This window comes from Rhizocola hellebori, from assembly GCF_016862955.1.
Taxonomy (GTDB): Bacteria; Actinomycetota; Actinomycetes; order Mycobacteriales; family Micromonosporaceae; genus Rhizocola; species Rhizocola hellebori.
Genome location: NZ_BONY01000011.1, coordinates 55333 through 81086, shown reverse-complemented (window position 1 = coordinate 81086; position 25754 = coordinate 55333). Strand labels below are relative to the sequence as shown.

At 68.3% G+C, this 25754-nt stretch carries 33 protein-coding genes; 15 read left to right on the top strand and 18 right to left on the bottom strand.

Features of this window, described 5'->3' with window-relative positions; all coding sequences use genetic code 11:
* On the bottom strand, positions 1-660 hold the full coding sequence (locus Rhe02_RS11040) for an O-methyltransferase (protein WP_203908049.1): 660 nt from the start codon (positions 658-660) through the stop codon (positions 1-3).
* 2 nt (positions 661-662) lie between these two features.
* Positions 663-1553 (bottom strand): DUF2785 domain-containing protein, encoded by an 891-nt coding sequence (locus Rhe02_RS11035; protein ID WP_203908048.1) that lies wholly within the window; start codon positions 1551-1553, stop codon positions 663-665.
* Between the two features lie 129 nt (positions 1554-1682).
* On the opposite strand from Rhe02_RS11035, the gene Rhe02_RS11030 reads away from it, so the two are divergent.
* From Rhe02_RS11030 to Rhe02_RS11010, 5 genes are all read left to right on the top strand, one after another.
* Positions 1683-2102 carry a helix-turn-helix transcriptional regulator gene (locus Rhe02_RS11030; protein WP_203908047.1) on the top strand — a complete coding sequence of 140 codons (420 nt, stop codon included), beginning with the start codon at positions 1683-1685 and terminating at the stop codon, positions 2100-2102.
* Positions 2103-2112: 10 nt separating this feature from the next.
* Complete coding sequence (locus Rhe02_RS11025; protein ID WP_203908046.1) at positions 2113-2523, top strand: VOC family protein; 411 nt, start codon at positions 2113-2115, stop codon at positions 2521-2523.
* A 40-nt stretch (positions 2524-2563) separates the two neighbouring features.
* Positions 2564-3109 (top strand): hypothetical protein, encoded by a 546-nt coding sequence (locus tag Rhe02_RS11020; RefSeq protein WP_203908045.1) that lies wholly within the window; start codon positions 2564-2566, stop codon positions 3107-3109.
* 151 nt (positions 3110-3260) lie between these two features.
* A complete protein-coding gene (locus tag Rhe02_RS11015; RefSeq protein WP_203908044.1) occupies positions 3261-3596 on the top strand; it encodes a YciI family protein in 336 nt (111 codons plus the stop codon).
* Entirely contained in the window at positions 3593-4822 is a 1230-nt protein-coding gene (locus Rhe02_RS11010; RefSeq protein WP_203908043.1) for an RNA polymerase sigma factor, read from the top strand. The genes Rhe02_RS11015 and Rhe02_RS11010 overlap by 4 nt, the downstream gene beginning before the upstream one ends.
* Here the strand turns inward: Rhe02_RS11010 and Rhe02_RS11005 are convergent.
* Genes Rhe02_RS11005 through Rhe02_RS10985 form a run of 5 tightly spaced genes read right to left on the bottom strand, consistent with a single transcriptional unit; the run spans position 4779 to position 9365 of the window.
* Complete coding sequence (locus tag Rhe02_RS11005) at positions 4779-5399, bottom strand: hypothetical protein (protein WP_203908042.1); 621 nt, start codon at positions 5397-5399, stop codon at positions 4779-4781. The two genes, Rhe02_RS11010 and Rhe02_RS11005, sit on opposite strands and share 44 nt — an antisense overlap.
* Before the next feature lie 15 nt (positions 5400-5414).
* Positions 5415-6050: a LuxR C-terminal-related transcriptional regulator gene (locus Rhe02_RS11000; protein ID WP_203908140.1), complete on the bottom strand. Its 636-nt coding sequence runs from the start codon at positions 6048-6050 to the stop codon at positions 5415-5417.
* Positions 6047-7279 carry a sensor histidine kinase gene (locus Rhe02_RS10995; protein ID WP_239123658.1) on the bottom strand — a complete coding sequence of 411 codons (1233 nt, stop codon included), beginning with the start codon at positions 7277-7279 and terminating at the stop codon, positions 6047-6049. Before Rhe02_RS10995 ends, Rhe02_RS11000 begins: the two co-directional genes overlap by 4 nt.
* A 14-nt stretch (positions 7280-7293) precedes the next feature.
* Positions 7294-8616 carry an FtsX-like permease family protein gene (locus Rhe02_RS10990; RefSeq protein ID WP_203908040.1) on the bottom strand — a complete coding sequence of 441 codons (1323 nt, stop codon included), beginning with the start codon at positions 8614-8616 and terminating at the stop codon, positions 7294-7296.
* On the bottom strand, positions 8613-9365 hold the full coding sequence (locus tag Rhe02_RS10985; RefSeq protein WP_203908039.1) for an ABC transporter ATP-binding protein: 753 nt from the start codon (positions 9363-9365) through the stop codon (positions 8613-8615). The genes Rhe02_RS10990 and Rhe02_RS10985 overlap by 4 nt, the downstream gene beginning before the upstream one ends.
* Before the next feature lie 108 nt (positions 9366-9473).
* Between Rhe02_RS10985 and Rhe02_RS10980 the strand changes: the two genes are divergently transcribed.
* The gene (locus Rhe02_RS10980; RefSeq protein WP_203908038.1) at positions 9474-10028 is read left to right on the top strand and encodes a histidine phosphatase family protein; all 555 of its coding nucleotides are present in this window, start codon (positions 9474-9476) and stop codon (positions 10026-10028) included.
* A gap of 10 nt (positions 10029-10038) precedes the next feature.
* The gene (locus Rhe02_RS10975; RefSeq protein WP_203908037.1) at positions 10039-10647 is read left to right on the top strand and encodes a hypothetical protein; all 609 of its coding nucleotides are present in this window, start codon (positions 10039-10041) and stop codon (positions 10645-10647) included.
* A 9-nt stretch (positions 10648-10656) separates the two neighbouring features.
* Here the strand turns inward: Rhe02_RS10975 and Rhe02_RS10970 are convergent, their stop codons facing one another.
* The 3 genes from Rhe02_RS10970 to Rhe02_RS10960 are packed head-to-tail and all read right to left on the bottom strand — an operon-like array spanning position 10657 to position 11658.
* On the bottom strand, positions 10657-10977 hold the full coding sequence (locus Rhe02_RS10970; RefSeq protein WP_203908036.1) for a DUF1048 domain-containing protein: 321 nt from the start codon (positions 10975-10977) through the stop codon (positions 10657-10659).
* Between the two features lies 1 nt (position 10978).
* Positions 10979-11335, bottom strand: a complete 357-nt coding sequence (locus Rhe02_RS10965) for a DUF1048 domain-containing protein (RefSeq protein ID WP_203908035.1) — start codon at positions 11333-11335, stop codon at positions 10979-10981.
* Positions 11332-11658, bottom strand: a complete 327-nt coding sequence (locus Rhe02_RS10960) for a PadR family transcriptional regulator (RefSeq protein WP_203908034.1) — start codon at positions 11656-11658, stop codon at positions 11332-11334. Before Rhe02_RS10960 ends, Rhe02_RS10965 begins: the two co-directional genes overlap by 4 nt.
* 609 nt (positions 11659-12267) lie before the next feature.
* On the opposite strand from Rhe02_RS10960, the gene Rhe02_RS10955 reads away from it, so the two are divergent.
* Positions 12268-13287: a site-specific integrase gene (locus tag Rhe02_RS10955; protein WP_203908033.1), complete on the top strand. Its 1020-nt coding sequence runs from the start codon at positions 12268-12270 to the stop codon at positions 13285-13287.
* A gap of 149 nt (positions 13288-13436) precedes the next feature.
* The gene (locus Rhe02_RS10950) at positions 13437-14183 is read left to right on the top strand and encodes an SAM-dependent methyltransferase (RefSeq protein ID WP_203908032.1); all 747 of its coding nucleotides are present in this window, start codon (positions 13437-13439) and stop codon (positions 14181-14183) included.
* A 16-nt stretch (positions 14184-14199) separates the two neighbouring features.
* On the opposite strand, the gene Rhe02_RS10945 is transcribed toward Rhe02_RS10950, so the two are convergent.
* On the bottom strand, positions 14200-15066 hold the full coding sequence (locus Rhe02_RS10945) for a GNAT family N-acetyltransferase (RefSeq protein ID WP_203908031.1): 867 nt from the start codon (positions 15064-15066) through the stop codon (positions 14200-14202).
* Positions 15067-15095: 29 nt separating this feature from the next.
* Between Rhe02_RS10945 and Rhe02_RS10940 the strand changes: the two genes are divergently transcribed.
* Together Rhe02_RS10940 and Rhe02_RS10935 are read left to right on the top strand one after the other, a co-directional pair.
* Positions 15096-15398, top strand: a complete 303-nt coding sequence (locus tag Rhe02_RS10940) for a GNAT family N-acetyltransferase (RefSeq protein ID WP_203908030.1) — start codon at positions 15096-15098, stop codon at positions 15396-15398.
* Entirely contained in the window at positions 15395-15838 is a 444-nt protein-coding gene (locus Rhe02_RS10935; protein ID WP_203908029.1) for a protein-tyrosine phosphatase family protein, read from the top strand. The genes Rhe02_RS10940 and Rhe02_RS10935 overlap by 4 nt, the downstream gene beginning before the upstream one ends.
* Here Rhe02_RS10935 and Rhe02_RS10930 read toward each other — a convergent pair.
* From Rhe02_RS10930 to Rhe02_RS10915, 4 genes are read right to left on the bottom strand one after another with little or no spacing between them, the layout of a single operon-like run.
* Positions 15823-16944, bottom strand: a complete 1122-nt coding sequence (locus Rhe02_RS10930; protein ID WP_239123656.1) for an ATP-grasp domain-containing protein — start codon at positions 16942-16944, stop codon at positions 15823-15825. The two genes, Rhe02_RS10935 and Rhe02_RS10930, sit on opposite strands and share 16 nt — an antisense overlap.
* Before the next feature lie 22 nt (positions 16945-16966).
* A complete protein-coding gene (locus Rhe02_RS10925) occupies positions 16967-17521 on the bottom strand; it encodes a DUF5701 family protein (protein WP_203908028.1) in 555 nt (184 codons plus the stop codon).
* A complete protein-coding gene (locus Rhe02_RS10920; protein ID WP_203908027.1) occupies positions 17514-18293 on the bottom strand; it encodes an ABC transporter permease in 780 nt (259 codons plus the stop codon). The genes Rhe02_RS10925 and Rhe02_RS10920 overlap by 8 nt, the downstream gene beginning before the upstream one ends.
* On the bottom strand, positions 18290-19240 hold the full coding sequence (locus tag Rhe02_RS10915; protein WP_239123655.1) for an ATP-binding cassette domain-containing protein: 951 nt from the start codon (positions 19238-19240) through the stop codon (positions 18290-18292). The genes Rhe02_RS10920 and Rhe02_RS10915 overlap by 4 nt, the downstream gene beginning before the upstream one ends.
* A 100-nt stretch (positions 19241-19340) precedes the next feature.
* Between Rhe02_RS10915 and Rhe02_RS10910 the strand changes: the two genes are divergently transcribed.
* Together Rhe02_RS10910 and Rhe02_RS10905 are read left to right on the top strand one after the other, a co-directional pair.
* Complete coding sequence (locus tag Rhe02_RS10910) at positions 19341-21074, top strand: ABC transporter ATP-binding protein (protein ID WP_239123653.1); 1734 nt, start codon at positions 19341-19343, stop codon at positions 21072-21074.
* A 36-nt stretch (positions 21075-21110) separates the two neighbouring features.
* Positions 21111-21794 carry a YqeB family protein gene (locus tag Rhe02_RS10905; protein WP_239123652.1) on the top strand — a complete coding sequence of 228 codons (684 nt, stop codon included), beginning with the start codon at positions 21111-21113 and terminating at the stop codon, positions 21792-21794.
* On the opposite strand, the gene Rhe02_RS10900 is transcribed toward Rhe02_RS10905, so the two are convergent.
* Together Rhe02_RS10900 and Rhe02_RS10895 are read right to left on the bottom strand one after the other, a co-directional pair.
* Positions 21784-22407 (bottom strand): MBL fold metallo-hydrolase, encoded by a 624-nt coding sequence (locus Rhe02_RS10900; protein WP_203908024.1) that lies wholly within the window; start codon positions 22405-22407, stop codon positions 21784-21786. The genes Rhe02_RS10905 and Rhe02_RS10900 overlap by 11 nt on opposite strands.
* A gap of 4 nt (positions 22408-22411) precedes the next feature.
* Positions 22412-23182, bottom strand: coding sequence for an alpha/beta fold hydrolase (locus Rhe02_RS10895; protein WP_203908023.1), 771 nt, complete (start codon positions 23180-23182; stop codon positions 22412-22414).
* A gap of 36 nt (positions 23183-23218) precedes the next feature.
* Between Rhe02_RS10895 and Rhe02_RS10890 the strand changes: the two genes are divergently transcribed.
* Positions 23219-24319 (top strand): winged helix DNA-binding domain-containing protein, encoded by a 1101-nt coding sequence (locus tag Rhe02_RS10890; RefSeq protein ID WP_203908022.1) that lies wholly within the window; start codon positions 23219-23221, stop codon positions 24317-24319.
* 7 nt (positions 24320-24326) lie between these two features.
* On the opposite strand, the gene Rhe02_RS10885 is transcribed toward Rhe02_RS10890, so the two are convergent.
* On the bottom strand, positions 24327-25256 hold the full coding sequence (locus Rhe02_RS10885) for an endonuclease/exonuclease/phosphatase family protein (RefSeq protein ID WP_203908021.1): 930 nt from the start codon (positions 25254-25256) through the stop codon (positions 24327-24329).
* Positions 25257-25310: 54 nt separating this feature from the next.
* Between Rhe02_RS10885 and Rhe02_RS10880 the strand changes: the two genes are divergently transcribed.
* A complete protein-coding gene (locus tag Rhe02_RS10880; protein WP_203908020.1) occupies positions 25311-25751 on the top strand; it encodes a YdeI/OmpD-associated family protein in 441 nt (146 codons plus the stop codon).
* The last annotated feature ends 3 nt before the right edge of the window (positions 25752-25754 follow it).

Genomic DNA, 25754 nt, shown 5'->3' with positions numbered 1-25754 from the left:
CTAGTTGACCCGTGCGATCAGGAAACCGTCGTGACCCTTCGCGCCCACGGTCTGCACCGCTGTGGCCGTGACCCGGGTTTCCGCGCTGACCACGTCGTAGAGCTGCCTTGTCCCCACCACATCTGACGAATCACGGGAAGGATCGGCAATCGCGCCGCCCCGCACCGCGTTGTCGACCACGATCACCGACCCCGGTTTGGTCAGCCGCAGCGCCCACTGGAAATAGTTCGCGTTGTTCTGCTTGTCGGCATCGATGAACACCAGGTCGAAGGGTGCCTCGCCGGCCAGGTCGGGCAGCAGGTCAAGGGCAGCGCCCACGCGCACCTGCACCCGGTCGGCCACGCCCGCGTGGGCGATGTTGGCCTCGGCCACCTCGGCATGCTCGGGGCTGTACTCCAGGGTCACCACCAGACCGTCGGCGGGCAGCGCCCGCGCCAGCCAGATCGTGCTGTAACCACCCAGCGTGCCGATCTCCAGCACCCGCTTCGCGCCGATCATCTTGGCATAGAGGTGAAGCAGCTTGCCCTGATTGGGCGCCACGGCGATGGCTGGTAGCCCCGCCATCTCGCTGGCCTTAGCCACCTCGTGTAACGCCGCGTCCTCGCCGACGAGACGCTCGCCGATGTAGTCGTCCACCGCATTCCAGAGCTCTTCCGCCATGATCACACCCTATCGGCGAACCAATAGGAGTAGTACCGCAGCACCTCTTTGAGCACGGAAAGCATCGCGTCGCGGTCGGCGACCGGGCGGGTGAAATGTGAGCTGTCGGCGTGCCACGGCATTGCCTGCACACCCAGGTGCAGCTGCAGGTACACCGCGCGCAGCCAATTCAGCGAGTTGAGCCGGGCGTAGGCGGCCGGGTCGAGGTCGGTGCGCTGCTCGGCGCGGCCCAGGTGACTCAGCGGGCTGATCGCTTCGCGGAAGTCCGCGGCCGAGATGTCGCCGCGGTGCAGCAACGCCATCGTCGCGTAGGCGAGCCTGTCCTCCTCGCCGAGCAGGAAAGCCGTCCCATCGCTCATGCGCAGCCGCACCACGATGCTGCCCAGCAACACCTTGGCCTGCTCGGGCTGCAGATGCCGGCTGCGGGCCACCGCCATGAACAGGTCAGCGCCATGCGCCACCGCGTGGGCGACGCCGCGCTGCGGATCGGTCACCCCGCGCAGGTCGTTCTCCAGCTCCCACCACATCAGGAAGGCGCCCAGCCACCGCTGCACCACCTCGGCGCCGACCAGCGACGCGGTGTTGTCCCTTTCGATGGCCAAACCCAGGCACAGCGCGCCGAAGCTGCGGCCGAACACCGAGTCGTTGTCCCGGTCACCCAGCCCCCGGAACAGCGCCGCGCACATGCGGTCGCCGAAGTCTTCCAGGTCGTGGTCGAGGTAACCGGCCAGGATCCACTCGCCCAGAATCTCGAAGGCGAGTGTGTCGCGCTGATGCGCGTCGGAGGAGCGCAGCAGATGCTCCAGCTCCTCGATCAGCAAATCCTTCGAGTGCCCGGCCGGCAGACTCATATCGTCTGCCTTGACCTTCTCCCAGAAGCCCACGTCGAACATGAAGACGAACCTACAATCCCTGCCCCGGGCGCGCTACGTCAGACCAGGGCTTCTGGCACCAGCCCAGGGCTTCAAAACGGACTTATCATCCTATGAAGGTCTGTCTCGGGGGAGCCTTATGCTGGTTCGGTGAGGCCCGACGAGCTCAAGCACCTGCGACGTGCCCGCGACCTGATCGACCGTGACTACGCGCGCCCGCTGGACGTGCCGGCCCTGGCCCAGGCCGCGTTCATGTCTCCGGCCCATTTCTCCCGGCAGTTTCGCGCCGCATACGGCGAGACGCCGTACAGCTATCTGATGACCCGGCGCATCGAGCGTGCCAAGGCGCTGCTGCGCATCGGCCACCTGAGCGTCACCGATGTGTGCATGGCCGTCGGGTGTACCTCGCTGGGCTCGTTCAGCTCCCGCTTCACCGAGCTGGTCGGCGAGACCCCCAGCGCCTACCGGGCGCGTAACCACACCGAAATGGCGGTCGTTCCGGGCTGCTGGGCCAAACACGTCACCCGGCCGAGCAGGAACAGAGAAGCACAGGCCAGCCCCGCCTCGTAACGTTTGGGTCATGGATTTCACCGTCGCATACACGTTTCTGGAAGTCGACGATCACGAGGCCGCGCTGGCCTTCTACCGAGATGCGCTGGGCCTGGAAGTACGCCAGGACGTGGCCATGGAAGGCGCCCGCTGGCTGACCGTCGGGCCCGCCTCCCAGCCGGACCTGGGCGTGGTGCTGCAGACCGCCGGTGTGGCCCGCCCGGCCGAGGACGCGCAGGCCCTGCGTGAGCTGCTGGCCAAGGGATCGCTGTCGGGCCTGGTGCTGGAGACCGACGACGTCGACGCGGCGTTCGAGCGGGTGCGGGCCAGCGGGGCCGAGGTGTTGCAGGAACCCATCGACCAGCCGTTCGGCGTCCGCGACTGCGCGTTCCGCGACCCGGCGGGCAACCAGGTGCGGATCAACCAGCGCGCCAAGGGATAGGGGCCACCGGCCTTCGCTTCGCGCGGTTACCTTGGTGTCCATGTTGTTGGCCGTCATCATCGGCTGCGAGATCGGATTCTGGGTAGTTCTGGGCGCCGGACTGGCCAGCAGATATCTGCTCAGGTGGCGCCCTTTCAGCACCGTTCTGCTGCTCTGCGTACCGCTGATCGACCTCGTGCTGCTCATCGCGACCGTCGCCCATCTGCGCTCGGGCGCCACCGCGGACTGGAGCCACGGCCTGGCCGCCGCCTACCTGGGTTTCTCGGTGGCGTTCGGGCACAGCATGATGCGCTGGGCCGATCAGCGTTTCGCGCACCGCTTCGCAGGTGGCCCGCCGCCGTGGACCCCGCCCAAGTACGGCCGCGAACGCACCCGCTATGAGTGGCGCGAGTGGGGCAAAGGCGTGCTCGGCTGGGCGGTCGCCTGCCTGCTGTTGCTCGCCGGGATCTGGTACGTGGCGGACCCGGCCCGCACCGAACAGCTCTGGGCCTGGATAGGGCGGCTCACCACAGTGATCGTGATCTGGCTGGTCGCCTTCCCCGTCAGCCACACCATCTGGCCGGCCAAACCCAAGCCCTCGTCCTAAGGCCACTCGGCGGCCCGCGGGTGATCACCGCCGATAGCATCAAGGCGTGCGAAATTCCTCGAAGAAAAATGTCGGATCGGGGCAGCGGCGTTCGTATCAGGGCTGAGCGGCGGCCCGAAGGGGCGGCCACGACCACAGGAGATGACCGACGATGGCGCAGCAGTATCTGATTTCCGTGCTCAACGATTCGACCGACTCCGACGACGGAAACGAGATGGCCGCGATCGGCGAGTTCAATGCCAAGCTCAAGGCCGAAGGCCATTGGGTGTTCGCCAACGGCCTCACCGCGCCGAGCACCGCCACCGTCATCGACGGCCGGCACGGGGAACCGGTGTTCACCGACGGGCCGTTTCTGGAGTCCAAGGAGTACGTCATCGGCCTGTGGATCATCGAGGCCGAAGACCTCGACGTGGCGTTGCGGCTGGCCGCCCAGGGTTCGAAGGCCTGCAACCGCCGGCTCGAGCTGCGCCCGTTCCACGGCGCGTGACCGACTTCGGTGAGGTGCTCACACGGGTCCACCGCGAGGAGTGGGCCCGGGTAGTGGCGACCCTGGCCAGGCGCTTCGGCGACCTCGACGTCGCCGAGGAGATGGCGGCGGAGGCCTTCGCGACCGCCGTGCAGCGGTGGCCGCTGGACGGCGTCCCGCCGAGCCCCCGCGCCTGGCTGATCACCACCGCCAACCGCAAAGGCATCGACCGGCTTCGGCGTGAGGTCAAGCGCGAGGACAAGCACAAGGAGGCGCTGATGCTGGCCGACACCCCCGAGCCGGTCGGCGCCATCGACGACGACCGGCTGCGCCTCGTCTTCACCTGCTGCCATCCGGCTCTGGCGATGGAGGTGCGGGTGGCGTTGACCTTGCGGATGGTCGGCGGGCTCACCGTGGCCGAGATCGCCCGCGCGTTCCTGGTCCAGGAGACCGCCATGAGCCGGCGGATCACCCGGGCGAAGGAGAAGATCAGGGCGGCGAGGATCCCGTATCGAGTGCCCTCACATGAGGACCTGCCGGCACGGGTCACCGGAGTACTGGCCGTCCTCTATCTGATCTTCAACGAGGGCTATCTGGCCTCCGATCCCGGCAAGGAGGCGGTCCGCGCCGACCTGACCGCCGAGGCGATCCGGCTGACCCGGCTGGTCGGTGACCTGTTGCCCGGCGATGGTGAGGTCGCCGGGCTGCTGGCGCTGATGCTGCTGACCGAGGCCCGCCGGCCCGCCCGGGTGTCGGCCGGCGGTGAGCTGGTCTCGCTGGGCGAGCAGGACCGTGGCGTATGGGACCGTGACCTGATCGCCGAAGGCCATGCCCTGGTCCGGGCACGGCTGGCCGCCGGGCAGGCGCCGGGGCGCTATCAGATCCTGGCCGCGATCAACGCCGTGCACACCGACGCCCGCGACATCCGCGACACCGACTGGTCGCAGGTCGTCGCGCTCTACGACCAGCTGGTCGGCCTCGATCCTTCCCCGATCGTGTGGCTCAACCGGGCGATCGCACTGGCCGAGCTCGACGGCCCGCAGGTCGCGCTGGCACAGGTGGACCCGCTGCCGTTGGACGGCTACCACGCCTTCCACGCCACCCGCGCCGATCTGCTGCGCCGGCTGGGCCGAAGCCAAGAGGCGCGAGCCGCCTACGACCGGGCCATTGCCCTGGCCAGCAACTCCGCCGAGACGGCCTACCTCACCCGCCGCCGCGACCAGCTGCCCGCTCCAGATTTTCCATGACGGACAGGAATCGCTGGGCTCTTTGCTGCCGCTTGTGTTTCCAGTCAGGGCCAGCCTCGCCGCGCTGCAGGTCGCTGAGGAAGGCGTACTCCCCGGAAACCAGATCGCGCGGCCCGTCGGTGGCCGCGATCCACGCCTGGGCGAACTCACGAAACGTTGGTGCGCGGCCACTTGTCCAGTACTCCATGATCAGGACCCGGGCCAGAGCGCCGTTGTGGAACCGGCCACCGGTCAAGTCGGCCAGCAACTGCATGACCGGCTCATAAGTTTTGTTGTACCAGCGGTAGTAGAGCCGATCGGAAGGGCGCAGCACGCCGGGCGGGGCGTCGCGGCGCACGATGCCGGCGCTCAGCCGGGTCGCGTCGAGCACTTCACCGGTCAGCAGGAAATGGCGAACCCGATGCAGGATCACGGGTTTGCGATCGGTGTCCGCGGTTGCCCTCGCACCGGCGATGATCCGGTAAGGGATCGTGTGGCGCTCGCAAAACGACCGGATCTGGCGCAGGTTGAGGTAGTTCAAGTCGTCGAGCAGCTCCGCGCGCTGCTCGGGTTCCAGCTGCGCCAGCAGGCCCGCCACCGCTCCATTGTGCCGTCAGCCGGCGTTGAGCCAGGCCAGGACCGCCAGGACGCGGCGGTTGTCGTCGGGGGCGGGCGGGAGGTCGAGTTTGGTGAAGATGTTGTTGATGTGCTTGTCCACCGCCTTCTCGGTGACGTAGAGGCGGATGGCGATGGCCGCGTTGGACCGGCCTTCGGCCATGAGCGTGAGCACTTCCCGCTCCCGGTCGGTGAGGCGGTCCAGCGGGCGGGCGCTGAGCAGCCCGGCCACCACCTCCGGATCGAGCACCGTGCCACCCGAGGCGACCTGGCGCACGGCCGCCACGAACCCGTCGACGTCAACGACCCTGTCCTTGAGCAGATAGCCCACCGATCCGGTCCCCGAGGCCAGCAACTCACGCGCGTAAAGCGGCTCCACATACTGGCTCAGCACCAGCACGGGCAGGCCAGGCCGAGACGAGCGTGCCCTCACGACCGCTTCGAGCCCCTCGGTGGTGAAGGTCGGCGGCAGCCGCACGTCCACGATCGCGATGTCCAGATCTTTGCGCGCCAACGCTTCGGCGAGCGTGTCCGCGGCGCCGACAGCGGCGACCACGGCGATGCCGCCTGCCTCGAGGATCCTGACCAGACCGACGCGCAGCAGCATCTGGTCCTCGGCCACCAGGGCCCTCAGATCGCCCGGCACCGCACCTCCATGCGCACCTCGGTGCCCCCGGCTGGCGGGCTCGTCACGATCAGGGTGCCGTCGAAGGCGGCCAGCCGCCGGGCCACGCCCAGCAGGCCGCTGCCGGCCGGGTCGGCGCCGCCGCGCCCATCGTCTCCCACCGTCAGCCGCAGCGTCTGGCCGTCATGGTCGCCGACAACCCACGCCCGCGACGCCCGCGCGTGTTTGGCCACGTTGGCCAGACACTCGGCCACCGCGAAGTAGATCGCCGACTCGACCGGCGCGGCGAGCCGGGGCAGCCGCAACGCGACAGTGACAGGCATGGGGATGGGGATGGCCAGGGCCTCGATGCCCGAGACCAGCCCACGGTCGGCGAGCACCGGCGGGTGGATTCCCCTTACCAGCGTGCGCAGGTCCTCCAGGGCGCTGATCGTGGTGTCACGCGCCTCCCGCAGCAACGCGACCGCCGAATCGGGATCGGAGTGGACCAGCTTCTCGGCCAGCCCCACGTTCATGCCCGCGGCGGCGATCCTCGCCTGCGCGCCGTCGTGCAGGTCGCGTTCGATGCGGCGCAGCTCGGCCTCGTTGTGATCGACCGTCGCCGACCGCGACCTGACCACCTGATTCACCCTGGCCTGCAGCTTCTGGCTGGGGGATTGGCCGAGGATGCCCCGGTCGGCGCGCAGCCGGCCACGCACTATCGGCACGGTGACAAACCACCACACCACCAACAGCGGTCCCAAAAGTGCGGCGGCGATGGCGAACCAGAGCCAATTGCCCCAGGTGAGCGCGAGGACGATGTGGACCGACGGCCCGATCAGGCACACCACCGGCACCAGCGACATGATCAGGCCACCGGTGCCGGAGAACCAGCAGAAGGCGAAGTCGCGCCACCGTGCCGGATCGCGAATCCAGACGAAGGCGGCCGTGATCGGGTTCTTGCCGGTGGTGTCCGCATACCCAGCGACCACCGGCTGGCCCAGCAGCCGGCCCGCGACGCTGCGATGCGCCTGGGCCAGCAGGGCCGCCAAGGGGACGACCAGCCACAGCATCAGGAACCCGGTCAGCGAAAGCAGTGCCGGAAACGCCCCGGTCATCAGCAGCGCCAGCACCAGAGCCGCGATCCCCGCCACCGCGAGGCCGGCCGACACCGCGGTGAGCCGCAGCCGTTCGCGCACACCGCCGACGCCGATTGGCACCGCGAGCAGCGGCGCCAATCGGGTCTGCGACGGTTCCATGACGCAACAGTCTCTCACCGGGCCGGCCGGCGCTGTGCGCCCCAAGCCGAACCGACCGCGAGCACCGCCGCCAACCCCGCGATCAGCGGCGCCAGCCACAGCTGGCCGTTGGGGATCAGCCCCTCATGGCGCACGATCGAATACGGCACAGCCGTCGCCGTCGACCCCAGCAGGCCCAGCAGGATCCCGATAGCCGCGACCATCGCGGCTTCCATCACGATGCTGGTGCGCAGCTGATCCGAGGTGGCGCCCAGCCGCCAGAGCCGGTCGAGCTCGGGACGCCGCTGAGACACGACGGCCACCCCGGCGTTGACCACCATGATGGCGGCGAACAGGCACACCATTCCCAGTACCACAGAATTGATCGTGGTAATGGTGTCGCCGACGCCCTCCGGATCCCCGGCAGCCGTAAGCGTGCGCGAGTCGATGCCGACCATCAGCAGCGTGCCGACCGCACCGGAAATCAACACGATCACCGGGGCGAGCATGCCGGCGAGCAGGTAGGCCCGCCGGGTCGTGTTCAGCGCGGCCAGATGGCCACTGCCAGAGCCACCCAGCAGCGGGCGCAGCGGACGGGCCAGCAGCCGCAACAGCAGCGGGGCGAGTGTGGCCAGCCCGACCCCGACCACGATCGAGGCCGACCCCGACGTCTGCATAGCGGCGTAGGCATCGTCGGACTTTCCGGTGACGGTGATGGTGATGACCGCCGACACCAGACCGGACGTGACCAGCCCAACCCCGATCGCGACCCGCCACCAGCGCAGCCCACGCGCCGGCACCTCCGCCTGGCGCAACGAGAACGCCGCCGGGCCGCGGGTGGCGCGCCGCGACGAGATCCCCGCCGCGACCGTGCTGACCAGCGCCACGATCCCCGCCGCCGCCAACAGTGAGGCCGGCCCGCCCGCATACGTCGACGATGAGGTGATCAGGTTGCCCCGCTGCAGGGCGTCGAACAGGGCAGGCCCACCGATCGAGGCGATCGCCGCGCCGGCCGCCGCCGCGACGACAGTCACCACGGCCGCCTCGTACACGATCATCGCCCGCACCTGCCGGGGCAGCGCGCCGATGGTCCGCAACAGACTGGCCTCGCGTATTCGCTGGTCAGCGATGATCCCGACCGTCGACGCGACCGAGAACAGGACGATCAGCGCGTCCCAGCCGCCGACCACACCGCCCATGATGATCAGCAGCTCCTGGTCTTCGCCGGAAGCGCCGCCAGCCGACTCGAGCAGCGTCGCGAACGAAGCCATCATGGCCGTGCCCAGCAGAGCTGCCACAAACGTCGCCGCGACGGCAGGCAGCCGGTGGCGCAGCGAGCGAAGCGCGAGCGCCGTCATCGGGCCACCCCGGTCAGCTGGTCGAGATGAGCCAGCTGCGCGGCTACGGCATCAGCGGTGGGAGCGGTCATCCGGCCACTCACCCTGCCGTCCACCAGAAACACCACCATGTCTGCGTACGAGGCGGCCACCGGGTCATGGGTGACCATCACCGTCGTCTGGCGCAGCTCGTCGACGGCCGAGCGCAGCAGCGCCAACACGTCACGTGCGGTCGCACTGTCCAACGCCCCCGTCGGCTCGTCGGCCAGCAGCACCGCAGGTTGGCCGATCAGCGCCCGCGCGATGGCGACGCGCTGCTGCTGACCTCCTGAAAGCGCACTCGGCAGGTGCCCGGCCCGGCTCTGCAAACCCACCCGCTCAAGCGCCAGCCGCATCGCCTCCGCACCCACCCTCCGCCCGGCCAGACGCGCCGGCAGCGCCACGTTCTCCGCCGCGGACAGGTAGGGGATAAGGCTGAAGTCCTGGAACACGAAGCCGATCCGGTCCCGGCGCATCCGGGTACGCCGAGCCTCGTCCCAGCTCGTGACATCGGTGCCCTCCAACAGAACACGCCCGGACGTCGGCCGTTCCAGCCCCGCCACGCAGGACAGCAAAGTGGACTTGCCCGAACCCGACGGGCCCATGATGGCGGTGAAGGTGCCACGCGCGAAACTGAGATCGACGCCGACAAGAGCGTCCACGGCCCCGGCCCCGGACCCGTGTCGCTTGGTAAGTCCCTCAACCGCGAGGGCATGTGTGTGATCAGCCATGCCAGCAACGCTAGAGATCGGTTCGACCACGATCGATAGTGCTGATCCGAGCTGGAGCGGTGGGGTTAACCCCACCACCTCCGCATCTTGTGGATAGGGTCGGCGTCCATGGGGATAGAGCTCGTGTTCGAGACCCACTCATGGAGCGAGGACAACGACCTCGGCCTGGCGACCGGCTGGCTGCCGGGCAAGCTGTCCGAACGCGGCCGCGAGCTCGCCGCACAACTGGGGGAGCGCCGCCGCGACAACGGGATCACCGCCGTCTTCACCTCCGACCTCTACCGCGCGGTCGAAACCGCGACCATCGCCTTCGACGGTTCCGAGGTGCCGATCCTGCACGACTGGCGACTGCGCGAATGCGACTACGGCCGCCTCAACGGCATGCCCGCAGCGCAGTTGCACCAACACAAACAGGCTCACCTTGACCACCCTTATCCCGGCGGCGAAAGCTGGCGGCAGGCCATCGCCCGAGTCAACGGATTCCTCGACGACCTACCCTCCCGCTGGTCGGGCCAACGCATCCTCGTCATCGGACACGTCGCCACCGCATGGGCGATCGAGGAACGCGTCAACGGCGTGCCGCTCGAGCATCAGATCACCCACCCGTTCGCATGGCGCGAAGGCTGGGAGTACAGGCTCCAAAACAGAACTTCGGAAGGGTAGGGTGCCTGCGATGGGACACGTGTTCGTCCGCCTCAGCGGCTTCGGCATGCGGCTGTTGCCTTACTGGCCCTACGAGTTCGAGCGCGACGGCGAAACGCCCGACAGGGTGCGGGTGACCCACTGGGCCGACGCCAGCCGGCTCACCGCGACCGTGGACAGCCAGCACCGCGAGTCGGCCGAAGGCATCGTCGACGTCAGCCCCGGGCCAGAGCACCAATATTGGCGCGCCGAGACCGGCATCTACGGATTCACCTGGCCGGACGGTTTCGTCATCGGCGTATCGGTAGACGCCAACGACCCCACGCCCTTCTACCTTTTCGGCCCGGACGAAGCGCGGATATATCCACAAGGCCCTTTCCCGACCGAGAAGATGCTTGATGCGGCCGGCTGGACAGGACCTGGCCAGAAACTCGCCGCGCAGTATCACCTCGACGACATCGAAGTTTTTGAGCTGGACTTCGAATACGCCGACAGTCCATGGTGGCAAACACATTGGGCTTTCCCAGTCGGCGCCGGTCAGTCGCTGGTCATCTCAGGCCAATGCCCCGCCGCCCACCACGATCTGGTCCGAAACGCCATCCGCCACATCGTGGAGACCCTCAGCGACACCCAACCATGATCCTCCTTCCTAGGACGAAAGCGGGGGCGAGCCGAGGGACTCCTGATAGATGTCGGCGTAGGTGCGCGAGTCCTTGATCAGATCGTCGCAGAAGGCGGCGACGTCGTTGCCGATGAGTTGCAGAACTCCCTTGCCGGACGCCGCGCCCTCCTCGAAGAAGTCGACGATCCCAGTGAGCAGGCGCCCGTCGGACAGGTCGATCGGGCCGACCTTGAACAGGTACCTCTGCATCTCTCTGTAGACGATTTGGTAGTCCGGCGGGAGCGCCTTGACCCGAGCCACATGCGCCCGCCACTGCCTCTTGCCTTCGATGATGTCCTGGATGCCCACGTCAGCCTCCTAGCCGGCCCAATTTTTTGGCAACGTTCCTGTTCAGTTGCTCGCGCCACCGGTCGCGATAGGTTCGGGCGCCCTCGCCGCCGGCCAGCGCCGTGCAAAAGCCTGGGATGTCGTCGCCGAGCACCTCGTGGACGCTTTGCCCGTCGGCCGATGTTTCTTCGAGCAGGCCCAGGGCGGCGTCGAGGATCGGCATCAGGTTGCGGCCGGTGAAGCTGCCGTAGGGCATGAGGTGGCCTTTGATCTGTGCCCAGGCCGCCTGATAGTCGGCCGGCAGTGTCGCCGCCCGGGTTTCGAACGCCTTCCATTCCCTGGTGAGATCGCTGCCTGTGATGGTCTCCCAGAAGCTCATCTCCCGCCCTCCTTGAGCTTGTTTATGCGTGATGAGACGTACTGCCACTTCGCCCAGAAGGTGGCGAGTTCCTCGCGTCCGGTGGCGCTGAGCGCGTAGAACTTGCGTGGCGGGCCCACCGCGGAGGGGCGTTTCGTCACTTGGACGAGCCCGTTTTTCTCCAGTCGCAGCAAGATGGTGTACACCGTCCCCTCGATGACATCGGCGAAGCCGAGCTCGTTGAGCCGGCGCGTGATGGCGTAGCCGTAGGTCTCCTCGGTGCCGATGATTTCGAGCACGCAGCCCTCGAGTGTGCCCTTCAGCATTTCCGTCAGGTCGTCCACCGCGGCCCCTCTCGGTCCTCCGGTACTCCGTATTACTGAGTACCGCTATAACGTATCACCGAGTAGCGGTATTCGGTAGTACCGAGTAGCAGACTCCAGCTAAAAGTGCTGGTCAGAGTGCATGAACCCGCTCAGATCGCCGCTGAGCCCCGAAACGCGGCCGCCCTAGGTGATCGTATGCACCGGATGAAGCGCCATACCGATGATGTGGCGTCCTCGCCCAGGTCAGAAGCTGCCGGCGGCCCGATCGTTGGTCGCCGCGTTGCTCCTATGCCAAGGGCGGTTGTTGATCAAGTGATCGGCCGGGAGAGCTTGGAGGTGATCTAGCGCCGTCGGGCGCGGCCAAGCACGAGCGTGGCGTTGCCGCGCGGGAGCTGCGGCGCGCAACCACGCACGGACCGGCGCAAAGGGAAAGCATCTGGAGATCTTTTACTTGCTCTCCCCTAATTACTAATTACTAATATCGGTAATCTATTAATAGGGAAAATAATGGTGTGTTGGTCTCTCCAAAATGGCTAGTGCTTGATAAGGTGTATTATCATGCACCAGATTGAGGCTTGGGGAGAGGACTTTTCACCTCTCCAAAACCGGCAAATTTCGGCTGAGGACATGCGCAGAGACCCGCGGGTGCTGCGTTTTCTTGCGCAGGCGCGTTCCGAGTCGACGCAGCGGATGTACCGCATGTTCATCCAGCTTTATCTCGACTTCTGCACCGAGACGGGTCGCCAGCATCTGCCGGCGACCTCGGCCACGGTGGAGGCGTTCGCGGCGTGGCTTGCCGAACGCCCGGTTACCAAGGGGCGCAACAAAGGCCAGGTGGGGATGTCCCCCGCCTCCATCAAGCTGGCGCTGGCGGCGGTGCGCGCGTTGCATCACGCGCACGACCTCGACGCGCCGTCGAATCGGCTGGCCAACGTGGTGGTGGAGGGGCATGCCCGGGAAAGGGCCAACGATCCGCGGCTGCACGACGGGCAGCAGGCGCCGGCGATCCGGCTGCCGACCCTTTCCGAGCTGGTGGGCGCGTGTGACCCGCAGACCAACGCGGGCATCCGCGACCGGGCGATTCTGACTCTCGGGCTGGCCATGATGGCGCGGCGCTCGGAGCTGTCCATTATCGACATCGAGCATCTGCGCGACGTGGAGGCGGGGCAGGAGGTGTTGCTGCGCAAGTCCAAAACCGATCAGCTGGGCCAGGGCCGGCTGGTGAAGGTGCCCTGGTTCCCGGCGATGCCGCAGCTGTGCCCGGTGACCCATGTGCGGTTGTGGCGTCAGCGGCTGTTCTCGCTGGGCATCACCGGCGGGCCGTTGTTCCGGGCGGTCGATCGGCACGACAACGTGCACGGGGTGGACGGCTGGGCGGGCAAGGCGGGGCAGAGCCTGCGCATGGACCCGCAGACGGTGGAGCGGGTCATCGCGCGGGCGGCGCTGAAGGCGGCTTTGCCCAACGCTTCGTCGTACAAGGGGCATTCGCTGCGGGCCGGCGGGGCGACCGTGGCCCGCGAATATGGTGCCGACGTGCTGTTCATCGCCAGGCAGGGGCGCTGGGGTGAGAAGAGCCCGGTGGTGTTCCGCTACATCCGCGACGTCGACGAGTGGGAGCACAACCCGATGCGGCTCATCGGTTCCTGAATAAACGGTTTGACCACCGCCCGAGCCGACGGCTAGCTTGGCGATCTTCACGTCTATCTAGATGGGGTGCATTTAATGCCGCTGCCAATTGCGTCATCTCGTCTTGACCTTTTGACTGCCCATTCACTCAGACGTGAGGAAAAACAGAAGTGGATCTTCCACGTATCTATGTCATTCGCGAAAGCGACCACCTGATACACAACGCCTTCACCGAAGACAAGTTCGCCACCCTGGGCCGTGCCGTCCGGCTTCAGCCCGGCACGACCATGCTCGACCTGGCCAGCGGCAGCGGCGAGATGCTGTGCATGTGGTCGCGTGACCACGGCATCAGCGGCACAGGCGTCGACATCAGCACCCATTTCGTCGCCTCGGCGCAAGAGCGGGCCGCCGAGCTCGGTGTTGCCGACCGGGTGACCTTCGTGCACGGCGACGCCAGCGGCTATGTCGCTGCCACACCGGTCGACGTGGCGGCGTGCATCGGGGCCACCTGGATAGGCAACGGTGTCACCGGTACCATCGACCTGCTCGAACGCAGCCTGCGTCCGGGTGGTCTGCTGCTGGTCGGCGAGCCCTACTGGCGGATGGATCCGCCCGATCAGGCCACCATCGAAGCCTGCCACGTCTCGTCCAAAGAGGACTATTACCACCTGCCCGGCCTGGTCGCCCTCTTCGGCGAGCTTGGCTGGGACCTGGTCGAGATGGTGCTGGCCAACGAGGACAGCTGGGACCGTTATGTGGCGGCGCAGTGGTTCACCGTAAGGGCGTGGCTGGACGCCAACCCCGATGACGAGCTGGCCGGCCAGCTCCGGGAAGAGCTCACCAATCGCCCGCTGAGCTATGTGCGGTACCTGCGGCCCTACCTGGGCTGGGGTGTGTTCGCGCTCAAACGGCGCTGATAAACAGCGGCTCGCCTTACAGTGCCTTGCTGTAGTGCGAGCCGCTTCGCGTCACGCTCATCCCGGCCCGCTGGTAGAAACCGAGCGCGCCGGTGTCGGAGTGGGTCCACACCTCGCAACCGCGCCGGCCGTGCCGGTAAACGTCGGAGAAAGCTTGGCGCAGCAGGAAAGCGCCGACATCACGGCCGCGGTAGTCGCTGTGCACGGCCAGCTCCGCGATGTGGCCCTGCGAGGTGTCGGGCAGATCCAGGCTCAGCTGGACGCCGACGAGCCGTTCGCCGTCGAAGGCGAGGCAGGAAAGGTGCGGGGCGAAGGTGGCCCTCTGCACAATGTGCTGGGCCCATTCGGCGTAGTCGCGGCGACGGCTGCGGAAGGCGGCGAAACTGTCCTCGACCAGCTCGTGGACGGCAGGCCCGTCACCGTCGCGGTAGGCGCGCACGCTCAGCCCGGCCGGCGGATCCGGTACGGCCGGCTCATCGGGCAGCGCGAGGTGCAGCAGCCACGAGGTGGCCTTGAGCTGGTAGCCGTGCGCGGTGAGCAGCTGAGCGGCGGCCGGATCGGCGTCGTCGACGTTTTGGCCCAGCCGGTCGCTTCCGGCGGCGCGGGCGTTGGCCTCGGTGAAGGCGAGCAGGCGCGAGCCCAGGCCACGGCCGCGGTGAGCCGCGTGCACGTGGGCTTCCGCGCGCCGGCCAAGGTGCACCCAGGCCCAGCCGACCAGCTCGCCGTCGGGCGTATGCGTCAGCAGCGTGTCGCGGGCGAGGTCGATGGCGGGGCGGGCAAGATCGGAGGAGACGGTGTCGAGGCTGACGAAGGGCTTGCCGATAAGGCGGTGGATCGCGGCGGCATCGGCGAGAGTGGCTGGGCGCGTGGAAAGGTCCGGCACCCGGGTCACCCTAGTGGTTGGATGGACAGATGGCGTACACCATTACTGACGCTCCCGAGCGGGAGCGGTTCGAGGCGCACGCAGAGTCCGGTGAGATGGCCGGCGTGGTGACCTACCAGCTGAGCGGCAACATCATCGTCTACACCCATACCGAGGTCGATGCCGAATTCGAGGGCCAGGGCGTGGCCTCGGCGCTGGCGCGCGCGGTGATGGAAGACGCGAAAGCCAACGGCCGCACGGTGGTGCCGATGTGCCCGTTCATTTCCGACTGGCTGCTCAAACACCACGAGTACGACAGCATGGTGGCCCGCACGACCCGCCGCGTGAAATGACGCTCACCGCGGCCATCGAGCTGCCCGACGGCTGCTGGGTACGCGGGCGAGGCCTACGCGACCCGCTGCCGCCCGGCCCGCAGCCCGAGTTCGGCCTCTATCTCGGCTCCAAGTCGTGGCGGCGCAAGCACGAGTCCGGCCTGATCTGGCCACACCACTGGATCGACTGGCCCGACTTCCAGCTGCCGCGCAACGACGCCGACGCGAGGCACAAAATCGGTCTCCTGCACGAGCATGCGCGCCGCGGCGAACGGGTCGAGGTCGCCTGCGGCGCGGGCATCGGCCGCACCGGAACGGTCATCGCCTGCCTGGCCATCCTGGCCGGCGTCCCCGCCGACGAGGCGGTGACCTGGACCCGCACCCACCATCACCCCCAAGCCTGCGAAACCGGCGGCCAGCGCCGCTGGGTGTCCCGCTTCGCCGCTCAGGCCGGCTCGTAGTCCATCAGGATCGCGCCGATGTGGGCCGAATGCTGGGCTTCGCCGCCCGGCCATTCGTGCCCGTGGCCGCAACGCCACAGCGGCGCGTCCTCAGCCACGAGGCAACCTGCCAGCAACAACTCGCCGCCCTCAGCTGCGGCGTGCGCTTCTGGTGTCGGCAACCCGTAGAGCAGCGGCACACCCACCGCATCGCAATTTGGGCAGCGCGGTGGGAGGTCGATGGTGCTCGGCGCGGCGAGCATGGTGAACAGCGGTGTCATGTCTGTGTTCGGCGGGATGTCGCTGACCTGGCCGTCGCCCACCTCGACGACACGCCAGACGCCGTCGTCGCGCTGGGCGAGGTCAGTGGTGACGAAGGGGCAGCTCAACGCCGCCACCAATGGGGCGATGAAAGTGAGGTCGGGCTCGACGATTGTCGCAGGAGTGTCGGGATGGGCGGTCACCATCGCGGCGGCACCGTCCACCCACCACACCCGGGCTTCGGCCGTGCGCCCGTCGTGCTGCCGGTAACTCTCGAAGCGGCGCAGGACGATGCCGCCGGCCAGGGATTCCTGCTGAAGCTCGACCATCCGCGCCACGACGGCGGTCGCGTGGACCAGGTCGGTGGTGTCCGGGATGAAGCAGGCCTCGTGCCATTCGTGTTTGCGTGACTTGACGTAGTCCTTGACCACGGCGGGGCCAGGCCCCACGGTGCCGGCCATGGGGGCGACGAACTCTGGACTGGGCACCTCGCCGGGAGTCCATGCCGTCCAATCGCTTTCCGGCGTCACTTCATGAAATGTGGGGTACCAGCCCGGCAACTCGTGCGCGAGCCGGTAGCGCCTCGGGGCCACGCGCAGGGTTGCCCCGCGCCCGTGCAGCGCCTGGGCCAGGTCGGCGTAGGCGGGACCGGGAATCATCCAGCCGCGGTACCACCAAGGGCCGCTGTCGCGAGGCACCCGGCGCACAGCAGCGCCGGCTTCCCCGCGCAGCAGCGCGTCGTGGTCGATAAGCGCAACCTGCCCGCCCATCTCGCGGACCGCCGCCGCCTGCCCCGCGAAGTGCTCATCCACGCGGGCCGGGGACAGCGGGTCGGCGCAGAACAGCATCAGCAGCGGGTCGGCCATGGTGGCCAATGGTAGGGCGGCCTCAGCCGAGGCGGGAAGCGGCGGAGGCGGTGCCGAGCCAGGTGTGCGGGTTGCCGGCCCAGCACCAGCCGAGTTTCGGGGCGCCTTCGCTGATCCAGAGGGCGGGCACGCGGCGGTCGCCGCAGCGGGAGCCGGCCAGCATGAAGCATTTGTTCTTCTCCAGCATCTCCGGATGGTGGGTGATGAGCGCGAGTCCTTCCTCGATGGTCAGCGGGCTGCGGCCGCGGGCGGTGATGGCGGCGACGGCGTCTTCGGGGCGCACATTGCGGTATTCCTCTCCCCTGTCGACGTCGAAAACGAGATAGGCCTTCGCTTTTGGCACCTCGACGACGGGGACGAAGTTCTTCGGCTCGCCGGGCTTGAAGTTGCGGTCGATGCGGCCGGGTTTGGATTTTCCGGCCAGGGTGGTGTGCGCGACGGCCTGCGCGGGATCGGCGGGGATGACCAGGATGAAGTTGCCGCTGGCCTTGTCGCGCAAGGGTCGCAGGACGGTGGCCGGTGGTATTTCGTAACCGGCTGAAGAAAGGTTTTGAAGTTGACGGTCGAATTCAGGCACTGAGCCTCCGGTAGCGGGCGACGGCCAGCGGGAAGAAGATCGCGGTCAGCAGCACGGGCCAGGCGATGGCGAGCAGGATCGGATGGTCCATGCCGCCCACGCCGGGGTTGCCGAAAAGCTCGCGGATCGCGGTGACCGTGGCCGACAGCGGGTTCCACTCGGCGATGGTGCCCAGCCAGGCGGGCATGGTGTCGGGGTCGGCGAAGGTGTTAGTGATCATGGTGAGCGGGAAGAGCATGGTCTGCACGGTGGCGCTGGCTTCGGGGCCCTGGATGACCAGTCCTAAGTAGACGCCGATCCACACCATCGCGAAGCGCAGCAACAGCAGCAGGCCGACGGCGAGCAGGGCGTTGCCCAGGCCGTTGTGGGCGCTCCAGCCGACGAGCAGGCCGAAGCCGAGCATGACCGCGAGCAGGACGGCCGAGTAGAGCATGTCGGCGATGGCGCGGCCCAGCACCACGGCCGAGGAGGCCATCGGCATCGAGCGGAACCGGTCGGTGACACCCTTTTCCCGGTCGGTGGCGACGGCGACCATGGTCTCCCCTATGCCGAAGGCCATCACCATGACGAACATGCCGGGCAGCATGAACTCCATGTAGTTGCCGCTGTCCCCGGGCACCTGCATGGCGCCGCCGAACAGGTAGCCGAACAGGACGGTCAGCATGATCGGGAAGAGCAGGCCGAAGATGATGGCGTAGGGCTGGCGCATCCAGTGCCAGATGCTGCGCCGCGTGATGGTGAGGGCGTCGGTCAAAGCCCAGCTCAGGGTCATAACAAGGCCTCCGCTTGGGTCAGGTGCAGGAAAACCTCGTCGAGGGTGGGGCGGCGCACGCCGATGTCCTCCACGCCGATGCCGGCTTCGGACAGGGCGGTGGCCGCCTGCATCAGCGCGGTGATGCGCTCGGTGACCGGGGCGCTGACCCGGCGGGTGTCGGGGTCGGTGGACGGCTCGGCGCCGGTGATGCGGTGCACCATCGCGGCGGCGGCGCTCAGCTGGGCGCTGTCGTGTACGACGATCTGCAGCTGGTCGCCGCCCAGCTGTGCCTTGAGGCCGTCGGGGGTGTCCTGCGCGATGACCCGGCCCCGGTCGAGCAGGGAGATGTGTTGCGCCAGCTGGTCGGCCTCCTCCAGGTATTGGGTGGTGAGCAGGACGGTGGTGCCGCTGTGGGCCAGCGAGCGGATCGCCTCCCACACCTCGGTGCGCCCGCGCGGGTCCAGGCCGGTGGTGGGTTCGTCGAGGAACAGCACGCTGGGGGCGAGGATGAGGCTGGCGGCCAGGTCGAGGCGGCGGCGCATGCCTCCGGAGTAGTTCTTCACGGCTTTGCTGCCGGTGTCGGCGAGGCGGAACTGCTCCAGAAGCTCGTCGGCGCGTTGCGCGGCGGCCTTGGGCGACAGGTGGAACAGGCGGCCGAACATGAGCAGGTTCTGCCGTCCGGAGAGGATTTCGTCGACGGCCGCGTATTGGCCGGACAGCCCGATGTGGCGGCGCACCGCGGCCGGGTCGCGGCGCACGTCGAAACCGGCCACCTGGGCCTGGCCGCTGTCGAAGCGCAGCAAGGTGGTCAGGATCCGCACCAGCGTGGTCTTTCCCGCGCCGTTGGGCCCGAGCAGGCCGTGCACGGTGCCCGCGGGCACTGTCAGATCGAGGCCATCAAGGGCTTTGGAATCGCCGTAGCGTTTGTGCAGCGCTTCGGCGCGAATTGCAGGTTCTGAAGGCAAGAGGGGCTCCATCCCAAGAATTCCTTACAGTGTACTCGATAAGTGGGGTGACGCAACTTACCTTGTCCCGCAGGGTGCCTGGGCCGTCTGATGAGCAATCGTGACCGAGACCGTCCGACCGGGCCGCATGATCTTGCGGATGCTCGCTCCGAGCCGTTGGCGCATCGCCGCGACACTGCTCGCCTTCGCTGTCAAACACAGCCCGGTATGGCTGCTGCCCATCCTCACCGCCAACATCATCGACGTTGTGGTGCAGCGCAAGCCGATCCACCTGCTGTGGGTCAACGCGGCGGTGCTCGCGCTGGTGTTCCTGCAGAACATTCCGGTGCACGTGCTGTGGATGCGGCTGAGCAGCCGCATCGTGCGCCGCATCGGCGTCGATCTGCGCTCGCGCCTGGTCGAGCGCCTGCAGCAGCTGTCCATCGGCTTTCACGTACGGGCCGGTTCCAGCCGCCTGCAGAACAAGATCGTAAGGGACGTGGAGAACGTCGAGCTGATGCTGCAACAGGTCGCCGAGGCGGGCGCGGCCGCGCTGATCACCCTGATCAGCGCGCTGGCCATGACCGCGCTGCGGGTACCGCAGTTCGTGCTGCTCTTCCTGCTCGTCGTACCGTGCGCGGCGGTGCTGGTCTCGGTGATCCGCGCCAAGTCCGGCGCCCGCAACGAGCAGTTCCGCCGCCGCGTCGAGCAGCTCTCGGCGCGGGTCGGCGAGATGACCCATCTGATGCCCATCACCCGCGCCCACGGCCTGGAGCAGACCGCGCTGCGCCGGGTCAGCGGAACCGTACAGGAGGTCGGCGAGGCCGGGCTGCGCCTGGACATCGTCAACGCCCGGCTCGGCGCGATGTCGTGGGTGACCTACCAGATGCTGGGCGGGGCGTGCCTGGTCGCCGCCGCGTGGGCGGCCTACACCGGCGCGATTACGGTCACCGCCGGAGACATCGTGCTGCTCAGCGCCTACTTCGCGTTGCTGACCTCCTCGGTGGTGATGCTGTTCGGGCTCGCCCCGATCATCACCAAGGGCCTGGAGTCGGTGCGTTCCATCGCCGAGGTGCTGCACGCGCCTGACGTGGAGCGCAACGAGGGCAAGCTGAGCATCGATCGGGTCGTCGGTGCCTTCGAGCTGCGCGACGTCGGCTACCGCTTCGACGGGTCGAAAGACGCGCTGCGCGAGGTGAACCTGAGCGTGCGGCCGGGCGAAACCATCGCCATCGTCGGCCCGTCGGGCGCGGGCAAGTCCACGTTGCTCAACCTGCTGCTGGGCTTCGTGCGGCCGACCTCGGGTCAGGTCCTGCTCGACGGCGTGGACATGGAGCTGATCGACCTGCGCAGCTACCGCAGGTTCGTGTCGGTGGTGCCGCAGGAGTCGCTGCTGTTCGACGGAACCGTATGGGAGAACGTCACCTACGGCATGGCCGGCATCGACACGGCGAGGGTCACCGCGGCGCTGCGCGACGCCAACGCGCTGGAGTTCGTCCAGGCGATGCCGCAGGGCTGGGAAACCCCGATCGGGGAACGCGGCGCGCGGCTGTCCGGCGGGCAACGCCAGCGGCTGGCCATCGCCCGCGCGCTGGTACGCGACCCGAAGGTGCTCCTGCTCGACGAGGCGACGTCCGCTTTGGACAGTCAATCCGAGGCGCAGGTGCAGCAGGCATTGGCCAGGCTGATGCGGGGACGCACGACGTTCGTGGTGGCGCACCGCCTGTCCACCATCCGCGACGCCGACCGGCTCGTGGTGCTCGACGGTGGCCGGGTCTCAGAACTCGGCTCGCACGAAGAGCTGCTAGCCCGCGACGGGCTCTACGCCAGGATGCGGCTGGCCCAATCGGCGTGACGGCCGGGCTGGCGCGCGCTGCGTAGGATGGCCCGCGTGCGCGAAGAGACCACGGTGAGCTATAGCCGCGCGGAATGGGCGCTGATCTGGCTGGGCTTCCCGCTGATCGGCGCAGGCGCCGGGTGGGGCCTACAAGCGGCCGCCGGATGGGTGGCCGGTCTGGCCTGGGCGCCCTTTCAAGGCCCGTTCAAGCTGGTCGCCTCCATCGACCAGCCGTGGGCCACCATCGGCGCGCTGGCGCTGGGGGCGATCGCCGGAGTCGTGGTGGCTCTGTTGGCCGCGGCCGACGTGCTGCAGGTGCGGGTCGGCGGCGACACGGTCGCGGTCAGCCGTGGCGGCAAGCCCGCGCGCGAATTCCCGCGCGCCAGCGTGACCGGGGTGTTCCAGGACGCCAAACACCTTGTGCTGCTTGGCGAAGGCACCGCCGAGCTGCTGCGCGAGAAACACGACCTGACCGAGGCTCGGCTACGCCAAGCCTTTACGGCGCACGGCTGGCCGTGGCTGCCCGATGGCGACCCGTGGGCCGGTCAGTACCGGCGCTTCGTCGACGACGACCCGGACCTGCCACCAGCGGCCAATGCGCTGCTGAAGGCCCGGGCCGTCGCAGTGTCCAAAGACGACGGTCACGACCTGGCCGAGCTGCGCCAGGAACTGACCAAGCTCGGCGTGGTGGTGCGAGACGAGAAGAAGCGCCAATATTGGCGGCTGGTCACAGACTGACGGACTCCCCCGGGCTCAGCATCGAGAAGCCGGTCTGGCCCTTCATCTCCATCCACCGGCCGAAGTTGCCCAGCCCCAGCTCGGAGAGCATCGCCTCGTGAATGCCGATCGCCCGGGCAGGCTTGACGGCGCGAGCGAAATCCAGCGACCCGCGCAGGCTCATCCAGGGCCCGGATGCCGGCACTAAAAGCGTTTCAACCTCTTCGTCGGGTACGAAATAAGAGTCGCCGGGATGGTAAACGTTGCCCTCCACGATGAAGCCGACGTTGGGGCACCCGGGCAGCCCCTCATAGATTTCCGCGTGCAGCCCGCCGACCACCTTGACCGCGAAACCGGCCGCGGTGAAGGTGTCGCCCGCCGCGACCGCTTGCGCGTCAACCTCTTGCAGCTCCGCGGCCAGCGCGGCATGGGTGTAGACCTTGAGCGCGGGGTTTGCCTTCTTGGCGCGCTTGAGCGCCTCCACATCGACGTGGTCGGCGTGTTCGTGGGTCACCAGCACGTCGTCGACACCGGCGAAGGCCTCCGGCTCGGCCCACGTGCCGGGGTCGATCAGCAGGACACGATCGTTGTCTTCCAGCCTGACACAGGCATGGGTGTATTTGATCAATCGCACGGCTTTACTCTAGCTCGGCGAGGAAGTCCTTTATGGCCGTGCCGGTCTCGACGGGGCGCTCAAGCATGAGCTGGTGCCCGCTTTCCACCGCCACCACGCGCACTCCCGCCTTGCGGCACGCTTGCGTGTAGTCGCCGCTGACCACGCCGGCGTTGGTACCGAAAAGCAGCAACGAAGGAAGGCCGGGTGGGGGCAGCACGGCCGGGCGGGCCATCTCCGAGTAGGCCACCACCACCGCAGCCTGCTGGCAGCGCCACCGGAACCGGCCGTCGTGGCTGTGCACCAGGTGTTCGTCCACTTCGGCCCGGGCCTGGGCCACCGCGGCGGCAGTGGACGGCCAGCCCTGCTCGCGCCACTGGCGCGCCTCATCGGCGTCGGCGAAAGACTTGTCCACCATGGCGTTGGTCGCGCCACGCTCCGACGCCGCCGGATCCAGGCCGATCGCCGGGTCCATCAGGATCAGCCCCCGCACCCGTTGCGGCGCTTGGTTTGCCAGGTGCGCGGCGACCAGCCCGCCGTAGGAGAACCCGAGCACATCGGCCCGGCCCAGATCGAGCTCGTCCATCGTGGTGAGCACGTCTTGCACCTGCTGCGCCAGGCTCCACGGCGGCAGGTGCGGGGAATGGCCGTGACCGCGCAGATCCAGCGCGTGCACGGCGAAGCCGGGAAGATATTCCTCGGCCAAGGCGCGGAAGCGGCCCCCGTGCGCGTAGATGCCGTGCAACGCGACCAGCGGCCGCCCGCTGCCGAAGATCTGGGCGTGAAGGGTCGTCATAACTGCCGATCCTAGAGCCCGTTGTAGGTTGGCCGGGTGATTGATCTGCTGAGCACCCGCGCGCTCAACCGGGCCACCCTCGAGCGGCAGCTGCTGCTCAGCCGCGCCGGGCTGTCCATCGCGCAGGTGCTCACCCGGGTGGTGGGGATGCAGGCGCAGAACCCGAACCCGCCCTACTACGGGCTGTGGGCGCGCATCGAGGGTTTCACCGCCGACCAGCTCGCCGCCCAGGTCACCGCGCGCCAGGTGGTCCGGTTGTCGCTGATGCGCGGCACGATCCACCTGGTCACCGCCGACGACTGCCTGCTGCTGCGCCCGCTGCTGCAACCCGTGCACGAGCGCGGGATGCTGGCCGCCTACGGCAAACAGCTCGACGGCCTCGATCCGGCGCAGGTCAACACGGCCGGCCGCCGGCTGCTGGAGGACCAGCCGATGACCTTCGCGGTGCTCGGCGAGGCGCTGAGCCGTACCTTCCCCGGACGCGACCCGCACGCGCTGGCGATGGTGGTGCGCACCCTGTCCCCGCTGGTACAGGTGCCGCCGCGCGGGCTGTGGGGCTTTTCCGGGCAGGCCGCGCACACCACCGCCGAGTCGTGGCTGGGCCGTCCACTTCGGACGGACGCCGGCCTCGACGAGCTGTTCCTGCGCTACCTGGCCGGTTTCGGCCCGGCCAGCGTCCGCGACGTACAGGCCTGGTCGGGCCTGACCCGGCTGGGCGAGGTCGCCACCCGGCTACGCCCCAAGTTGCGCGTCTTTCGCGACGAGGCCGGGGTGGAACTGTTCGACCTGCCCGACTCGCCGCGGCCCGGTGAGCAAACCGGCGCTGCGGTGCGGTTCGTCGCCGAGTTCGAGAACATGCTGCTGTCCTACGCCGACCGCACCCGCATCATCGCCGAGGAGCACCGCAAGAAGATCTTCACGGTTAACGGGCTGGTGCCCGGCACTTTCCTGCTCGACGGCTTCGCCGCCGGCACGTGGAAGGTGGCCGCCACCCGCAAGGCCGCATCGCTGACGCTGCGCCCTTTCGCCAAGGTGACCAAGAAGGACGCCGCCGCCCTGGAACGCGAAGGCGCCCGGCTGCTGCAGTTCGCCGCCCCCGGCGTGCCCCACGACATCGCCTTCGGCACCCCCTGGTAGGCGGGCGTTAGAGGCGCAGGTCGGCCAGGACGGGCCGGTGGTCGCTGCCGGTTCGGGCCATCACCTGCGCGTCGGTGACGGCGATCCCCTTGGTGAGGATGTGGTCGATGCGGGCCAGCGGGAATCCGGCCGGCCAGGTGAAGCCGAAGCCCCAGCCCGCGGCGGCCTGGGCCGATTGCAGGCCGGCGGTCACCGGGGCGAGGCTGCGATCGTAGGCGGTGCCGTTGAGGTCGCCGAGCAGGATCACCCGCTGCTGCTCCTCGGCCCCCAGGTACATGCCGAGGTCGACGATGGTGCGGTCGCGCTGTTCGGAGCTGAACCCGTCCGAGTCGACCCTTACCGAGGCCAGATGCACCACGTAGACGGCGACCGTGCCGCCCGGGGCCTGTACCTCGGTGCGCAGCGCCCGGGTCCAGCCCAGCCCGATGTCGACCGATGAGGAGTCGCTGAGCGGATGTTTACTCCACAAAGCGACAGTGCCGCGGCTGACCTCGTGCGGGTAGCGCTGGCCCAGCAGCGCGCTGTAACGCGTGTGCGCCTCGCTGCTCAGCTCCTGCAGCGCCACCAGGTCGGCGTCGGCTTCGAGCAGCACGCGCGCGGTTCCCTCGGTGTCGGGATTGGACACTCCGACGTTGTGGGTCACCACCCGCAGATTGGGCTCCCCGCCGCCCTTGCCCGGCAGCCACAGCTGGCCGAACGTGCCCAGCCAGACGACCACCACCAAGGCGGAGGCGATCGTGCCGATCGGGGAACGCCACAGCGCGGCGACGATCAGCAGCAGCACCGCGCCGATGCCCAGCCACGGCAGGAACGTCTCGATGAAGCTGCCGACGTTGCCGGGCGAGTTGGGTATCAGCCGATGCCCGACCATGAGCGCAGCCAGGACGAGGGCCAGGCCGGCTAGCAGCCAGCCCCGGTGATCACGGCGTGCGGTCATCGGCACACGGTACCCCGCGTGCGTTTTCCCATAACATCGCGCGAGGATGAGTCCATGAGGTTTCGCGCCACCGTCGAGCTCGGCGGTAAGACCGCCACCGGGATAGCAGTACCGCCGCAGGTGGTGGAGGCGTTGGGGCAGGGCAAGCGGCCCGCCGTCACGGTCACCGTGGCCGCACACACCTACCGGACCACCGTCGCGGTCATGGGCGGCAGGTTCATGATCCCGCTGAGTGCGGAGAACCGCACCGCGGCCGGGGTCGCCGCCGGCGACGAGGTGGACGTGGACGTCGAGCTGGACACTGCTCCGCGCGTGGTGACGGTGCCGCCGGACTTTCAGGCCGCGCTGGACGCCGACCCGGTCGCGGCCAAGCGGTTCACCTCGATGTCCTACAGCCATCAGCTCCAGCATGTGCTGGCCATCGAACAGGCCAAGACCGAGCAGACCCGGGCCCGGCGCATCGACAAGGCGCTGCAGATGCTGCGCCAGAGTTGACTT

Coding starts and splice junctions, on each gene's coding strand:
- Rhe02_RS10885 (WP_203908021.1), bottom strand. CDS start 25,256: ATGACCGCACGCCGTGATCACCGGGGCTGGCTGCTAGCCGGCCTGGCC.
- Rhe02_RS10920 (WP_203908027.1), bottom strand. CDS start 18,293: ATGACCCTGAGCTGGGCTTTGACCGACGCCCTCACCATCACGCGGCGC.
- Rhe02_RS10995 (WP_239123658.1), bottom strand. CDS start 7,279: ATGGAACCGTCGCAGACCCGATTGGCGCCGCTGCTCGCGGTGCCAATC.
- Rhe02_RS10930 (WP_239123656.1), bottom strand. CDS start 16,944: ATGGCCGACCCGCTGCTGATGCTGTTCTGCGCCGACCCGCTGTCCCCG.
- Rhe02_RS10980 (WP_203908038.1), top strand. CDS start 9,474: ATGGGGATAGAGCTCGTGTTCGAGACCCACTCATGGAGCGAGGACAAC.
- Rhe02_RS10975 (WP_203908037.1), top strand. CDS start 10,039: ATGGGACACGTGTTCGTCCGCCTCAGCGGCTTCGGCATGCGGCTGTTG.
- Rhe02_RS10990 (WP_203908040.1), bottom strand. CDS start 8,616: ATGACGGCGCTCGCGCTTCGCTCGCTGCGCCACCGGCTGCCTGCCGTC.
- Rhe02_RS11035 (WP_203908048.1), bottom strand. CDS start 1,553: ATGTTCGACGTGGGCTTCTGGGAGAAGGTCAAGGCAGACGATATGAGT.
- Rhe02_RS10955 (WP_203908033.1), top strand. CDS start 12,268: ATGCGCAGAGACCCGCGGGTGCTGCGTTTTCTTGCGCAGGCGCGTTCC.
- Rhe02_RS10895 (WP_203908023.1), bottom strand. CDS start 23,182: ATGACGACCCTTCACGCCCAGATCTTCGGCAGCGGGCGGCCGCTGGTC.
- Rhe02_RS11020 (WP_203908045.1), top strand. CDS start 2,564: ATGTTGTTGGCCGTCATCATCGGCTGCGAGATCGGATTCTGGGTAGTT.
- Rhe02_RS10935 (WP_203908029.1), top strand. CDS start 15,395: ATGACGCTCACCGCGGCCATCGAGCTGCCCGACGGCTGCTGGGTACGC.
- Rhe02_RS11040 (WP_203908049.1), bottom strand. CDS start 660: ATGGCGGAAGAGCTCTGGAATGCGGTGGACGACTACATCGGCGAGCGT.
- Rhe02_RS10985 (WP_203908039.1), bottom strand. CDS start 9,365: ATGGCTGATCACACACATGCCCTCGCGGTTGAGGGACTTACCAAGCGA.
- Rhe02_RS11025 (WP_203908046.1), top strand. CDS start 2,113: ATGGATTTCACCGTCGCATACACGTTTCTGGAAGTCGACGATCACGAG.
- Rhe02_RS10965 (WP_203908035.1), bottom strand. CDS start 11,335: ATGAGCTTCTGGGAGACCATCACAGGCAGCGATCTCACCAGGGAATGG.
- Rhe02_RS10940 (WP_203908030.1), top strand. CDS start 15,096: ATGGCGTACACCATTACTGACGCTCCCGAGCGGGAGCGGTTCGAGGCG.
- Rhe02_RS10880 (WP_203908020.1), top strand. CDS start 25,311: ATGAGGTTTCGCGCCACCGTCGAGCTCGGCGGTAAGACCGCCACCGGG.
- Rhe02_RS11015 (WP_203908044.1), top strand. CDS start 3,261: ATGGCGCAGCAGTATCTGATTTCCGTGCTCAACGATTCGACCGACTCC.